This is a genomic window from Stenotrophomonas sp. FBCC-B152, from assembly GCF_059134105.1.
Genome location: NZ_CP101442.1, coordinates 2,555,538 through 2,569,282 on the forward strand (window position 1 = coordinate 2,555,538; position 13,745 = coordinate 2,569,282).

A 13,745-nucleotide genomic window follows, 5' to 3' on the forward strand; every position below is an offset into this window, starting at 1 on the left:
TGGGCCGTACGTTCCGGCCCGCTCAGGCGTCCAGCGCGTCGCGCAGGGGCTGCAGGAAGGTACGTGCCACCTGGGCCGCGCCGGCGGCATCGGCCGCCTCGCCCAACGCCGCCACCAACGCGCTGCCGACCACCACGCCATCGGCTTCCACCGCCATCGCGGCGGCGCTCTGTGCGTCCTTGATGCCGAACCCGGCCACCACCGGCACGGTCGAGCGGCTGCGCAGGTCACGCAGGCGGGCACCGGCCGCGCTGCTGTCGAGCCGCTCCGAGGCGCCAGTGACACCGGCGAAGCTCACGTAATAGAGATAGCCCTTGGCCATCGAGGAAAGCAGGTCCAACCTGGCGTCCGCAGTGGTCGGCGACGCCAGCAGGATCAGCGCCAGCCCGGCCGCGTTGAAGATTTCCAGCGTTTCTTCCGCCTCTTCGGGCGGCAGGTCCACCAGCAGCACGCCATCCACGCCCGCATCGATGGCCGCCTTGGCAAACCGCGCGGTGCCGTGAATCTCGACGGGGTTGAGGTAGCCCATCAGCACCACCGGGGTGGTGGTGTCGTCGCGGCGGAAGGCCTGCACCGTTTCCAGCACGTAACGCAGGCCGGCGCCACGCGCCAGCGCGCGTTCGGAGCTGCGCTGGATGGTCGGGCCATCGGCCATCGGGTCGGAGAACGGCACCCCGAGTTCGATCACGTCGGCACCGGCGGCGGCCAGCGCATGCATCACCGGCACGGTCGCATCCAGGCCCGGATCGCCGGCGGTGATGAACGGAATCAGCGCCTTGCGGCGGCTGGCACGCAGGCGGGCGAAACAGGCGTCGATACGGGCAACAGGCATCTCAGGCACATCCTTCTTTCAATTCAACGGCGCCACTGGCGCCCCAGTAGAGCTTCGATATCACCCCGCCGAAGATCTCCAGGCGGATCGCCAGATCCGAACCGGGGTCCTGCCAGGTCAGGTACTCGCCCACGTCCGAGTCGTAGGCATGCGGTGTGCGGGCGCTGCCGGGAGGCAGGCGCTTGAGCGCCTCGTCCAGCGACATGCCCAGGCGCAGGCCGAACGGCCCCGGCTGGGCAATCGCCTCGTAGGAACCGTCGATGGTGTCGAGGTCGAACCGCTGCACATGGCCGGCATCGACCATCATCGACACCCCCTCGGGCAGGCTGCCGCGTTCGTAGTACTCGCAGGCGCCCGCACCGTCGCCTTCGCTCAGGCCGGCCGAATGCCACGACCCGTCCGCTTCGACTTCGCTGAAACGCTGGCCGATCACCACATCACCTGCATGGTCCAGCGCGACCGAGACCACGGCGGGCGCATCGGCTTCGTCCGCAGCCGGTGCGTCCTGCGGTGCATCCTCGAACGGGCGATCTGCCACATCGTCATTGCTGGCCGGCAGCCGGGCCGGCGCAATCGCCGCCGGCGTCGCCGCAGGGGCCAGCACCGGCGGCTCCGGCGGTTTGCAGCCGGTCAGGCCGACCACGATGAGCAGCGCACTTCCCTGGCGCAGCACCGGATTCACAGGACCAGGCCCTCGCGCGCGGCAATGGTGTGCACGTCCTTGTCGCCACGGCCGGACAGGTTGCACAGCACCAGCTTGTCGCTGGGCAGCTCGCGCGCGATCTTGATCGCCTGGGCCACGGCATGGCTGGATTCCAGCGCGGCCAGGATGCCTTCGCTGTGCGCCAGCTGATGGAACGCGGCCAGCGCCTCATCGTCGGTGATGCCCACGTACTCGGCGCGACCGGCATCGGCCAGGAACGCGTGCTCCGGGCCCACGCCGGGGTAATCCAGCCCGGCCGACACCGAGTGGGTTTCGATGATCTGGCCGTCGTCGTCGCAGATCACATAGGTACGGTTGCCGTGCAGCACACCGGGGCGGCCTGCCGCGATCGAGGCCGCGTGGCGCCCGGTCTCGATGCCGTCGCCGGCCGCTTCGGCGCCGACGATGCGCACGTCGCGATCATTGAGGAACGCATGGAACAGGCCGATGGCATTGCTGCCGCCGCCCACGCAGGCAGTGATCGCATCGGGCAGCCGGCCGTAATCGGTAAGCATCTGCGCGCGCGCTTCGCGGCCGACGATGGCGTTGAAGTCACGCACCATGCGCGGGTACGGATCCGGGCCGGCCACGGTGCCGATGATGTAGAAGGTGTCGCGCACGTTGGTGACCCAGTCGCGCATGGCTTCGTTGAGCGCATCCTTGAGCGTGGCCGATCCCGACGTGACCGGAATCACCGTCGCGCCCAGCAGCTTCATGCGGTAGACGTTGATCTTCTGCCGCTCGATGTCGGTGGCCCCCATGTACACCACGCATTCCAGGCCCAGCCGCGCGGCCACGGTAGCGCTGGCCACGCCGTGCTGGCCGGCGCCGGTCTCGGCGATGATGCGCTTCTTGCCCATCCGCGCGGCCAGCAGGGCCTGGCCGATGGTGTTGTTGATCTTGTGCGCGCCGGTGTGGTTCAGGTCTTCGCGCTTGAGCAGGATCTGCGCGCCGCCAACCTGCCGGCTCAGCCGCTCGGCGTGGTAGATCGGGCTGGGACGGCCCACGTAATGGGTGAGGTCCTTGTCGTAGGCGGCGATGAATGCCGGGTCGCGGCGCGCCTCGTCATAGGCCGCCGCCAGCTCCTGCAGCGGCCCGATCAGCGTTTCGGCAACGAAACTGCCGCCATAGCGGCCGAAATGGCCGTTGGCGTCGGGATAGGCGTGGAAATCGGTGATGGGGGGGACGGACGATACGGACATGACGCGACAGCCGTTGGAGACAGGCTCACAATTTAGCGCACATGTCGTAACCGGAATATCGATATTATCTGCACCAACACGTCAGGAAAACTCACATGAACCAGACGCCGCTGCCGCCCCTCAACGCCCTGCGCAGCTTCGAGGCCACGGCCCGGCTGGGTGGCGTGGCACGCGCGGCCGAGGCGCTGCACGTGACCCACGGGGCCATCAGCCGCCAGCTGCGGCTGCTCGAGGAGCACCTCGGGGTGGCGTTGTTCGAACGGGCCGGGCGGGGGCTGCGCCTGACCGCGGCCGGCCAGGCCCTGCAGGGGGCCTGCGCCGGGGCGTTCACCCAGATCCGTGAGGCGGTGGACACCCTGCAGCGCCGGCAGCGGCCGGAGGCGCTGGTGCTGGGCTGCAGCGGCAGCATCCTGGCGCGCTGGATGATTCCGCGCCTGCCCGCGCTGCAGGCCGACCTGCCGCAGCTGCCGCTGCACTGGTCGGCGCAGGACGGCAGCTTCACCGAACAGCAGCAGGCGCTGGATGCGGTGCTGCTGCTGGCGCAGCCGCCGTGGCCGCGCGGCTGGCAGGTGCGCGAACTGGCCCCGGAACGGGTGGGCGTGGTGGTCAGCCCGCAGCATCCCGCTGCGGCGCGCCTGCGCCAGCAGCCACCGCAGGCGCTGCTGGGCGAACCGCTGCTGCACACCACCTCGCGCCCGCAGGCGTGGCCGGACTGGGCGTTGTCGCATCGCCTGGACCCGGCGCAGCTGCAGCTGGGGACCGGATTCGATCACCTCTATTACCTGCTGGAAGCGGCCGTGGCCGGGCTGGGCGTAGCGATCGCGCCGGAGCCGCTGGTGGCCGATGAGCTGGCGGCCGGACGCCTGCTGGCGCCGTGGGGCTTCGCCGCGACCGGTGGCTTCTGGGTGCTGGCCACCCCGGAGGGCGCGCAGGATGCCCGGGTCGAATCCCTTGCGGAATGGCTGACCGAAAAGCTGCGGTAACGCCTTACCCCGCTTACGCAGCGGTGGGGGCCGCCAGGCGTTGTTGAACGTCGTCGCGCAGCTTGGCCAGTTCCACCTCGGCCTGCTGGCGCTGCTGCATGCCTTCGCGGTGGATGGTGCGGACTTCTTCCACGGTGGCGATGAGCTGTTCGTGGGTGTGGCGCAGGGTCGCCACGTCGATCACCGCGCGCTGGTTCGCCTTGGCGGTGTCCACCGAGGTCTGCCGCATCAGGTCGGCATTGCGCCGCATCAGTTCGTTGGTCGCATCGTCGATCGTGTTGGACAGCTCGGCCGCGCTCTTCTGCTCGCTCAACGACAGCTGGATGGCGAACTGGCGCTTCCACGACGGGATGGTGATGTCGCGGACGGTGTTGAATTTCTCGATCAGCTGTATCGCATTGGCCTGGATCAGGCGGATCATCGGCAGAGACTGGTCGGCGGCATGCTGCATCACCACCAGGTCACCCACCCGCTTGTCGAGCAGCCGGATCGCGTTGTCCAGCTCGCCCTGGCGGATCCGCACCTGCGGGTCTTCACTGCCTGCACCGGCCAGCTGCTCGCTGCGCAGGCTGGCCAGCCGCTGCTTGCCAGCCGCGATGTGCAGGCCCAGCGCATGGCGTTCGTCGCGCACGATCTCGTGCATGCGGTCGAACTCGCCCACGCGCTGGCCCATCAGCGCCTGCTGGCTGCCGACATCGCCGAGCAGCTGTTCGATCTGGCGGTTGGTGTCGCTGAACTTCTGCACCAGCTCGCCCTTGGAGGCACGCAGCTTGTCGATCAGGCCACCAATCACCGGCACCTTCGAACGCTGGCTGAGCCCATCCAGGTTGAGCGTGCGCGCGATGCGCACCACTTCGCCCAGCTTGTCGCCACTGGCATCCAGGTCGCGGTTGCGTACCTGGTCGAGCAGCTGGCTGGAGAACGCGGCGGTCTTGGCCGCCGCTTCGCACCCGAACACCTGCAGGTTGCCCGGACGGATGTCCTCCAGGCTGCGGCCGATTTCCGCGATGCGCGGCAGGTCGTCAGCGACCAGCCCCAGCGCCAGCAGGGTGGCGTCGTCGACGGCGGCCGGTGCCACGGCAAGCGCCGTGTTGTCCTGCGGATCCTGGGTCATGGCGTGATCTCCTTGAAGGGGGGTCAATCGGGTATCGGGGTCAGTCGAGTCTAGCCTGCGCCGAGGCCAGCTCGGCCGCGATCTGCGCCTGCAGCTGCGCGGCCTGCGCATTGCGCTGCTGCTGGTCATCGGCGCGGCGCGCCAGTACCGCCTGCCGCCAGGCCGGCAGCAGCGTTTCGGTGATGCGCTGGCTGCGCGCCAGCAGGGCGCTGTCCTGTTCGTACACCAGCTGCCACTGCCCGGCTTCGAGCTGCCGCACGGCGGCCAGCCGGCGCAGGTGATCCAGGCGCTGGGCAAGCACAGGCTGCAGCGGTGCGGGCAGCGTGGGAAGTTGCGCGGCGCCGGCGTCCACCCACCGCTGGGTGGCCCGTGCCGCATCGCGCGCGGCCCCCTGCGCAGCGAGGTATCGGCTGCCCTGTTCGCGCAGCGCCTGCGCGGCCAGCTCGACCTGCGTCAACAGCAGGCCAAGGCGCGGTTGCCAGTCCTGTGCGTCCAGCTCGCGTTCCACGTCACGGCCCAACAGGCGCCCCCACCAGCCGGTCTGCCGGCGCACGCCGCCGGGCGCGGCCGATTGCAGCACCAATGCCAGTTGCGCCAACAGGTCCAGCAACGGTTGCCCTGCCCGGTCGGCGGTCGCGGCCGCGTCATCCGCCTGCCCCAGCACGGCCACCACCGCATCTCCCCAACGCGCCAGGTCGGCCGCATCGGGAGCCGGTGCTGTCGGCAGGGGCCAGCGCGGACTCATGCGTGCGCGTCGTCCGCCGCGGCCGCGTCACGTGGTGGCCGCGCCGATTCGCCGTAGAAATGGCGCATCAGCGCCTCATCCAGCGCGCGCTCTTCGGGGGTGCTGGCGCGGCGCACGCGCGGCCGTGCAGCCGGGGCCGGCTCGCGCTCGGCCTGCTGGCGCACCCAGCCGGCCAACAGCGCCAGCGTCTCACCGGTGCGGGCCTGCTGCGCATTGGACTGGCCCAGCAGCTGCAGCAACGGCGCCAGGCCCTGCTGCAGCCCCTGCGACAGGGGTTCGGCGATGGGCGCTTCGACAGCCGCGGCCGCAGGGGCGGCACTCGCCGCGTGGGCCTGGGCCAGCCGTTCCAGCGCGGCCAGCAGCGCGGGCCACGGCGCGGGTTCTTCCACCGCCACCGCTGCCGGTGGCGCGCTGGGCTGCAGCGCGCTGGCGATATCGGCCAGCTGCGCCACCACCCGGCCACCAACATCGGCGTCGCCAGCGCCCATGGCCTTGTTGCGCAGGAAATCGCGCTTGATCTGGGCCCATCGCTGCTGCTCGTCCTCGCCCTGCACCCCGCGCAGTTCGGCCAGCTTGAGCAGGTTCTCTTCCGCGCCGGTGGTGAGCAGCTGCGCCTCGCCCAGGTAGTGGTCGGACACCAGCTGCTGCAGCTCGGCATCGTTCATCACCGGCGAGATCTTCTCGGCCAGCTTGTTCATGTTGCGGTAGCTGCCCTGCAGGCGGAACGGCGGTTCGGTACGGTAGCGGTCGTCCTGCGCCGCGCTGGCGATGTAGTGCTGGTTGACCCGGTACACCACGTCGCGCACGCGCAGCATGCGCTGCAGGGTGGCGACGATTTCGTTGATCTCCGCACCGCTGTAGGCATGGCTCAGCGCGTTGGTCGAGACTTCCTTGCCGGCGGCCCGCTCGGCCAGCAGGTACAGGTCGGCCATGTCACGGGTGGCCAGCGGCGCCAGCACCGGGTTGGAGGTCAGGCTGTTCTCGATGTAGCTCAGGGTGAAGGCATCTTCCATGCCGCCCAGCACATCGCCCAGGTTGTAGATGTCGGCACGGTTGGCCAGCATGTCCGGGATCTTGAATACTTCGCCGGACTCGGTGTACGGGTTGCCGGCCATCACCACGCAGAACTTCTTGCCGCGCATGTCGTAGGTGCGGGTACGCCCGCGCCACACCCCTTCGATGCGGCGGGTGCCGTCGCACAGCGAAATGAACTTCTGCAGGAACTCCGGATGGGTGTGCTGGATGTCGTCGACATACAGCATGGTGTTGTTGCCCATCTCCAGCGCCAGGTTGAGTTTCTCCAGTTCCTGCCGTGAGGTCGCATCCGGGGCCTGGGCGGGATCCAGCGAACGCACCTCATGGCCGAGCGCGGGGCCGTTGATCTTCATGAAGACCAGGCCCAGCCGATGCGCCACGTACTCCATCAGGGTGGTTTTGCCGTAGCCGGGCGGCGAGATCATCATCAGCAGGCCCATCAGGTCGCTGCGCTTGTTCTCGCCCACGGTACCCATCTGCTTGGCGAGGTTGTCGCCGATCACGCCCAGGTACACATCGTTGATCAGCTTGTTGCGCACGAACGACGACAGCGGCCGTGCCTTGAATTCGGACAGGCGCAGGGCATCGCGCTCGCGGCCGATGATGCGCTGGCGCACGCCCTGGTAGGCATGGAACGCCGGCACGAACGCCTGCAGGTGCTCGCGCAGGCGGGCCAGGAAATCATCCAGCGACAGCAGCAGGCGCCCCTTCTGCACGCGCGCGTGCTCGCCCAGCAGGCCGTCGACGTGCACCAGCAGCGCCACGTCGCTGGGTCGGGTGCGCAACGTGCGCGCCACCAGCAGCAGCGCCGCTGCTTCATCGGCATAGGCGCTGTGATCGGTGAACGCAGGCAGCTGGCACAACGCACGCAGCCACTGCCCGGCCAGCGCCCAGCGCGCCGCCAGGCCGTCCTGTTCGCGCTGCAGCGCACGGTCGAATGCCTCGCGCTGGTCGGCGGCCTGCAGGTGCTGGCCGAGCGCGTCCAGCAGCGCCTGCGCATAGCGGCTGGTGCTGAACACCGGCTCGCCGGCGCCCAGTTCCGCGGCGAGATACGCCGCTGCGGCCTGCGCCTGGACCGGGTCGAACGGGAGCTGGTGTTCGTCCACGAAGCTGGACAGCGCGGCACCGATGTCGGCCAGCAGCGCCTGCTGGCCTTCGCGTGAGCCGAACAGGCGCGCGATCGCATCGGCACCGGCCTGTCGCGCCGCCCACTGCAGGACATCGTCGCGGCGGTACTGCGCGGACCAGAACAGCATCGCCAACGCACGGGCGCGGGGGGCGTGCTGCAGGGTGCCCGCAGCCTGCTGCAGCGGCAGCAGCGCGTGCAGGATCAGGCTGGCGTCGTGGTCGTGGATGCCGCGCTCGTACCCTTCGCGGTAACGCGGGGCGGCGAAGTCGCGCACGATCCGTTCCAGCGCGTCGGGCTCGGCGGCGCTGCGCTGCAGGGCGGCCAGGTCCAGGCCGTCGCGGCCTTCCATCGCCGCCTGCAGCAGGCTGCCGGCCAGGTATTCGCCCCGGTACAGCTGCGCCGATTCGGAATCCAGCCCGACCTGCCAGTACGCCTTCAGGCCGGCCAGTTCCGGGTCGTGCAGCGTCTCCAGGAAATCAGTACCGGTCAGGTGGATGGCCAGCTCCTCCCCGCGCGGCAGCAGGGTCAGGTCCAGCGCCTGGGTGTTGACGCTGAAGCGGTGGCGCGGGCCCAGCCGGACCACGTTGCCCCCTTCCTCGAACAACTCGCTGCGGTCGCGCAGCGCGCGCACGGCCTGGTCGCGAACGCCCTTCAGGCGCGCTTCGACGTCGTCGGCCTTGACGCTGTCGCGCAGCTCGCGAAGGCGCCCGGCCAGCTCACGCAGCTTGAGCACCAGCGCATCGCCGGCGAAGAAGGCATTGAGCTCGTCGGCGCTGGCAAAGCGTTCGGTGCGCTTGGCCAGGCCATCCAGGATGCGGGTGGCGGCGTCCAGCACCGAACGCGCCTTGCGCTGGCGCTCGTCCTGCAGCGCCTGCTTGTGCATTTCGAAGGCTTCGATCAGTTCTTCGCGCTTGGCCAGGATGTCGCCCAGGAACTGCTCGTGCTCGCCGAACTGGCTTTCCAGTTCTTCCAGCTGCACCAGCAGGCGCGACATCTGCTCATCGGCCCGCTCCGGATCGCTGGCCATGGCCAGCGCGCTGGTGATGGCCTGGGAGAACAGCGCGAACTGCGCGGCGAACTGCGCCACCGCCTCGGCCGAGCCCAGCGTGCGTCGCCGCTGCTCGGCGCGCACCCGGCTCTGGTTGAGCCGGGCGTACACCGCGGAAATGGATTCCACCACGCGGGTGCGCGCGGTGGCGTCATCCACCTTCAGCCCGGCCATCAGGGTCGACAGCATGTCCAGGTCGGCCGCCATCGCACGCATGCCGGCCAGCTGCTCATCCAGCACGCGGGCGCTTTCGGCCTGCTGGGACGCCTCGTCGAGCACCTGCAGCCGGGCGCCCAGCGGGGCCAGTGCCTGCTCGCCGCCCAGGAACTGGCCGGTGGCCGCGCCGATACGGTCGTGGGCCTCCTGCAGTGCAGCGGTCATCGCATCGATCACATCGGTGTCGATGTAACGGTAATCGCGGATGGTCAGCAGGTGGCCACGCTGGGTGGAGATCGCGTTGAGCGCCTCCACGAAGGCCTGCACCTCCGTCCAGTTCTCCGGCTGCAGGCGCGCCAGCAACGCCTTCTGGCTGGCCTGCGCCTGGGCCATGGCCTGCGCCGACTGCTGCCGGATCGACTGTACTTTCTCGTACTCGTCCAGCACCGACTCGCCGGTGGCGCTGATCTCGCGCAGCAGGCCTGCGGCGCCGTCGCACTGCGCGTCGTCCAGCCAGTGGTGGGCGTCGAACAGCCGCCGGGTGTCCTGCACCAGGCGCTGGTAGCGCTGCACCGACACATCCTGGCCTTCGATGGTGCGGGCCAGGTCGAACAGGTTGGAAATGCCGCGCACCAGTTCGGCATTGCCGATCCGGCCCATGAAGGTGTTGCCCGGCGGCCGGCTGGCGGCGAACTCGTCGCTGCTGAACGGGGTCTGCCACACCTGCATCGGGTGGATGCGGGTGGGTTCGGTGCCTTCGGCATGGAACAGCACCATGCGCCCGTCGTGCAGGAAGGCATAGCCGTGGCCGAACACCGGCGTCTGCAGCACGCGCTGGATGGTGTTGTACACGAACAGCGCCGAGCGCCCGCCTTCGCGCTCGTAGAAGATGTACAGCACGTCTTCGCCGTTCGGCGAACGGATGGCGCGCTTGAACTGCATGCCCTGCATGGACGCGTCGAACGCCTTGTGCTCGCCGCTCTGCAGGTAGTAACCACCGGGGAAGATGATGCCGTGGTCTTCGGGCAGCTGCACGCAGGCCTGCACGATCGCATCGTTGCGGGTGATGGTGCCGGTGAGCGTGTTGTAGATCAGCCCACGCCAGGTGGTTTCGCGGTACGGCAATACCTTCAGCAGCACCAGTGAACCGACCCGGGCGAAATCGAACTGCGCGTCATCCAGCGACTGGGTGCTGTCGTCGACCGGTTCGCTGTAGATGCCCTGCCCGCTTTCGGTGTTGTTCTCCACCTTGATGGTGAGGTCGCCGCCAGTGGTCTCGACGAACAGGGTATCGAGGATGTTCAGGTGCGAATGCCGGCCGCTGACCGCCATGTCCCGGGTGGCCCGGGTCCATTCGAAATCGAACGGTGGCGGCAGCGCGATATCGCGTTCGCCGCGCGCGTCCAGGTAGGTCAGCGCGCCATCGCGGGCGACCGCCCAACGGAACACGCGCACGTCGGTGCTGCGCTCGCCGATCTGGAACGAGGCCAGCAGCTTGTCGCCGACCTTGATGAGCTGCAGCAGGCGTGCGTGCTTGTAGTACGCGTACAGTTCGCCGAAGTCGTGCACGAACGCGGCCTGCGCCAGGAAGCTGCCCTTGGCTTCCACCGGCACCACGTCGTAGCCCTCGCCGGCCTGCACCAGCCGGTACAGCCCGAACACATCTTCCAGGCGGGTCTGGGTCTTCAGCCCCAGGAAAACGTTGTAGCCGAACAGCAGCAGGTCGGGACCGACCTGCACGATGTCGCGGCCCACGCAGTTGTTCTCGCTGCGGATGCGGAAGCGGCCGGTGACTTCCAGGCGGCTGTCGCCGAATTCGGCCAGGCGCTGCTGGTTGAGCGCATCGGCCAGCCCGCGCAGGCGGCCACCCTGGTCCCCCAGCCGACGGCGCAGCACTTCATAGGCACCGCCCTGGGCAACGGCCTGGTCGACGGTGGTGGTGGCTTCCGGCGGCGACGGCTCGGGACGGTTGGCGGTATCAGACATCGGCTTCCTTCCGGCTCACGGACAACCGGCCGGACAGGCCGGCCAGTGAGGGGGCGACGATGGCGCGCACGCGGCGCGCCATCGAGGGGGCTCAGCGGGCGTCGACCACGGTGGCCGACACGGTTTCGACCTCGGCCAGGTGCTGGTCTTCGATCTTGCGCGGGGCGTCCTCGCGCGGCGCGACCCCCAGGTAGCGCTGCATGAGGTCCTGCACGATCGGGCTCTTGCCGGCCAGGCCTTCGATCGACTTGCCCAGCGAGACCGCCTTGATCAGGTTCTCGAACATGCCGCCGTCGCCACCCACCAGGTCGATGTCGGCATTGCGCAGCGCGCTGGCGATGACGCCGGCGTTCTCGCGCGAGACTTCCTTGCCCGCTTCGATCGAGGCGAGGGCCTGCTTGAGGCTGTTGTCGAGCATCATGCGGAACTCTTCGTGGCCGCGCGCGGTGTCGCTCAGCGAGGCGATGGCTTCGAACTTGCGGACCAGGCCCTCGGCCTCGGCCAGCAGCTTCTTCTGCACCACGCCGGCTTCGGCGCCGCCCACCGATTCGGTGGCGCTGGCACGGGCGCGGCCCATCTGCTCTTCACCCTGGGCCTGGGCCTGCAGGGTCTCGGCCAGCACGCGGGCGTCGTTGGTGCCCTGCTTGAGGCTGGCTTCGGCCTTGGCCTCGATCACGCGGGCCTCGGCGATACCGACCTTTTCGATGGCCAGCGCGGACGCTTCACGCACCTGCGCTTCGGCCAGGCCGGGCGCAGCCTGTTCGGCGCGGGTACCGTCGGCGAGCAGGCGCTTGGCTTCGGCCTGCTTGCCGGCCGCTTCGTGTTCGGCCTGGGCCAGCGTGGTGATTTCCACCGCGCGGTGCTTGGCCGAGGTCTCGGCCGCCTGGGCTTCCTTGACCTGGCGCACCATCAGTTCCTGCGCCTTGGCTTCGGCTTCCAGGATCAGCACCTGCTTCTGGCGATCGGCTTCGGAGACTTCGCGCACTTCCTTGATGCGTTCTTCTTCCTGCGCCACGGTCTTGTCGATGGCGATGCGCTCACGGGTAATGTTGGCCACGTCCATCTTGCCGGACTCGACCACCTTGTCGCGCTCCACCCCCTGCAGCTGCACTTCGCGCTGGGTGGTGACCTGTTCCAGCTGGCGCGCGCGCTCGACCCGCTCGGCTTCGATGGCCACGGCGCGCTGGCGGTTCTGTTCGGCCACCTCCACCTCGCGCATGCGGTTCTGCTCGCGGATTTCGATCACTTCCTGCGCTTCGATGCGGGCCTGCTCGGACAGCTGGCGCTGCTCCTCCTGCACCTTCGCGGTTTCGGCTTGCTCGCGGGCCTGGATGGTTTCGATCTCGCGCTTCTGGCGGGCCTCGGCCTCAGCCTGCTGGCGCTCCAGCGCCAGCAGCGCTTCGCGCGCTTCCACGTTCTTCTTGGTGATGGCGAGCTTCTCGTTCTGCTCCAGCTCGTTGGTCACCACGTTCTGCGCGGCGGTGAGTTCGGTGATCTTGCGGATCCCCTGCGCATCGAGGATGTTGTTCTGGTCCAACAGCAGCTTGGGCGTCTGTTCCAGGTAATCGATGGCGACGTCTTCCAGCGCATAGCCGTTGAGGTCGTTGCCGATCACCGCGATGATCTCGTCGCGGAATTCCTGGCGCTTCTCGAACAGTTCGGTGAACTCGAACTTCTTGCCCACCGTCTTCAGCGCTTCGGAGAACTTGGCGTTGAACAGTTCGTCGACCGCATGCTTGTCCGAGGCGCGGTCGGCGCCGATGGCCTTGGCCACGCGCAGCACATCGGCCTGGGTTTCATTGACCCGCAGGTAGAACGCCACCGCGATGTCGGCGCGCATGTTGTCGCGGCAGATCAGGCCTTCCTTGCCACGGCGGTCGATCTGCAGGGTGATCAGGCTGATCCGCATCAGCTCGGCGCGGTACAGCACCGGAATGATCAGGGCGCCGGTGAAATGCACCTTGGGCTGGGCGCTCATGTCGTTGACGATCAGGGCCACGCCCTGGTCCACCTTGCGGTAGAACGCCTTGAACAGGCCGGCCAGGCCGAACATCAGCACCAGCAGGGCGCCCACCCCGATCAGGAAGGGGGCCATGGTCGCAAAACTCATCGGTGGATCTCCTTATCGCCCGGAATCAGGCTGTCTTGGAACGAAAGCGCGGGGTGGCCGTGTTCACGGGCCACCAGGTAATGATTGTGTTCGGGCAGGTAGTCGAGCAGGACGATGCGCTCGCCGCGCGCCAGCGGCCCGCCGTCGCGCACGCGCACCTGCAGGATCAGGCCGGCACCGCCGTCGTCGACGTTGGCATGGCCGGCCTCGCCGGTTACCTGCGGTGACGCGACCACCCCGACCCGGCCGAGCAGCGAGCGCTGCGGTACGGGGCGCAACCGCAGCAGCAAGCGGCGGATCGGACGCAGCAGCCAGGCGGTGACCGGCACCGCCGGCACCAGCGCCAGCACGGCAGTGGCGCTCCCGGCCAGCCAGCGCATCGGCACCGGCAGCGGCTGCAGCAGGAAAAGGTGGACGAAGTAGGTGGCGGTCCAGCCGAAGAAGGCCAGCAGCGCGATCACCAGCATGACCGGGGCGCCGCCCAGGCCGAGCCGGGCGAACATGCCGGAGAGCCCATGCAGGCCGTCGTCGCCCAGTTCGAGGTCCATGCCGTCGCCGCCGATGCCGTCGTCGACCACGCCACAGGCCGCCAGCAGCCAATAGACCATGGCGAATGCCAGCACGATGCTGTAAGGCAGCGTGGGGAACGTAAGCGCGACAGTCAGAAATTCCGCCATTCCAGTACTTCCCTGCATCGATGCC

General features: G+C 68.8%; 9 protein-coding genes. 1 reads left to right on the plus strand and 8 read right to left on the minus strand.

The window, feature by feature from the left end; all coding sequences use genetic code 11:
* Positions 1 to 22: 22 nt before the first annotated feature.
* The 3 genes from trpA to trpB are packed head-to-tail and all read right to left on the minus strand — an operon-like array spanning position 23 to position 2,737.
* Positions 23 to 832, minus strand: coding sequence for a tryptophan synthase subunit alpha (trpA, locus tag NMB40_RS11930; RefSeq protein ID WP_494358518.1), 810 nt, complete (start codon positions 830 to 832; stop codon positions 23 to 25).
* Between the two features lies 1 nt (position 833).
* Positions 834 to 1,514, minus strand: a complete 681-nt coding sequence (locus tag NMB40_RS11935) for a hypothetical protein (protein WP_494358519.1) — start codon at positions 1,512 to 1,514, stop codon at positions 834 to 836.
* Entirely contained in the window at positions 1,511 to 2,737 is a 1,227-nt protein-coding gene (trpB, locus tag NMB40_RS11940) for a tryptophan synthase subunit beta (protein WP_494358520.1), read from the minus strand. Before trpB ends, NMB40_RS11935 begins: the two co-directional genes overlap by 4 nt.
* Positions 2,738 to 2,832: 95 nt before the next feature.
* Here trpB and NMB40_RS11945 point away from each other — a divergent pair, with 95 nt between their 5' ends.
* A complete protein-coding gene (locus NMB40_RS11945; RefSeq protein WP_494358521.1) occupies positions 2,833 to 3,720 on the plus strand; it encodes a LysR family transcriptional regulator in 888 nt (295 codons plus the stop codon).
* Between the two features lie 13 nt (positions 3,721 to 3,733).
* Here NMB40_RS11945 and NMB40_RS11950 read toward each other — a convergent pair whose 3' ends face one another.
* From NMB40_RS11950 to NMB40_RS11970, 5 genes are all read right to left on the minus strand, one after another.
* A complete protein-coding gene (locus NMB40_RS11950) occupies positions 3,734 to 4,834 on the minus strand; it encodes a toxic anion resistance protein (protein ID WP_494358522.1) in 1,101 nt (366 codons plus the stop codon).
* Between the two features lie 40 nt (positions 4,835 to 4,874).
* On the minus strand, positions 4,875 to 5,579 hold the full coding sequence (locus NMB40_RS11955) for a hypothetical protein (RefSeq protein ID WP_494358523.1): 705 nt from the start codon (positions 5,577 to 5,579) through the stop codon (positions 4,875 to 4,877).
* Positions 5,576 to 10,933, minus strand: coding sequence for a DNA repair ATPase (locus tag NMB40_RS11960; protein ID WP_494358524.1), 5,358 nt, complete (start codon positions 10,931 to 10,933; stop codon positions 5,576 to 5,578). The genes NMB40_RS11955 and NMB40_RS11960 overlap by 4 nt, the downstream gene beginning before the upstream one ends.
* 91 nt (positions 10,934 to 11,024) lie before the next feature.
* The gene (locus tag NMB40_RS11965) at positions 11,025 to 13,043 is read right to left on the minus strand and encodes a hypothetical protein (protein WP_494358525.1); all 2,019 of its coding nucleotides are present in this window, start codon (positions 13,041 to 13,043) and stop codon (positions 11,025 to 11,027) included.
* Positions 13,040 to 13,720 carry a hypothetical protein gene (locus NMB40_RS11970; RefSeq protein ID WP_494358526.1) on the minus strand — a complete coding sequence of 227 codons (681 nt, stop codon included), beginning with the start codon at positions 13,718 to 13,720 and terminating at the stop codon, positions 13,040 to 13,042. The genes NMB40_RS11965 and NMB40_RS11970 overlap by 4 nt, the downstream gene beginning before the upstream one ends.
* Positions 13,721 to 13,745: the final 25 nt, after the last annotated feature.

Excerpts from the sequence above, each read along its gene's own strand:
- NMB40_RS11955 (WP_494358523.1), bottom strand. The coding sequence starts at position 5,579 with ATGAGTCCGCGCTGGCCCCTGCCGACAGCACCGGCTCCCGATGCGGCC.
- NMB40_RS11945 (WP_494358521.1), top strand. The coding sequence starts at position 2,833 with ATGAACCAGACGCCGCTGCCGCCCCTCAACGCCCTGCGCAGCTTCGAG.
- NMB40_RS11970 (WP_494358526.1), bottom strand. The coding sequence starts at position 13,720 with ATGGCGGAATTTCTGACTGTCGCGCTTACGTTCCCCACGCTGCCTTAC.
- NMB40_RS11960 (WP_494358524.1), bottom strand. The coding sequence starts at position 10,933 with ATGTCTGATACCGCCAACCGTCCCGAGCCGTCGCCGCCGGAAGCCACC.
- trpB (WP_494358520.1), bottom strand. The coding sequence starts at position 2,737 with ATGTCCGTATCGTCCGTCCCCCCCATCACCGATTTCCACGCCTATCCC.
- NMB40_RS11965 (WP_494358525.1), bottom strand. The coding sequence starts at position 13,043 with ATGAGTTTTGCGACCATGGCCCCCTTCCTGATCGGGGTGGGCGCCCTG.
- NMB40_RS11950 (WP_494358522.1), bottom strand. The coding sequence starts at position 4,834 with ATGACCCAGGATCCGCAGGACAACACGGCGCTTGCCGTGGCACCGGCC.
- trpA (WP_494358518.1), bottom strand. The coding sequence starts at position 832 with ATGCCTGTTGCCCGTATCGACGCCTGTTTCGCCCGCCTGCGTGCCAGC.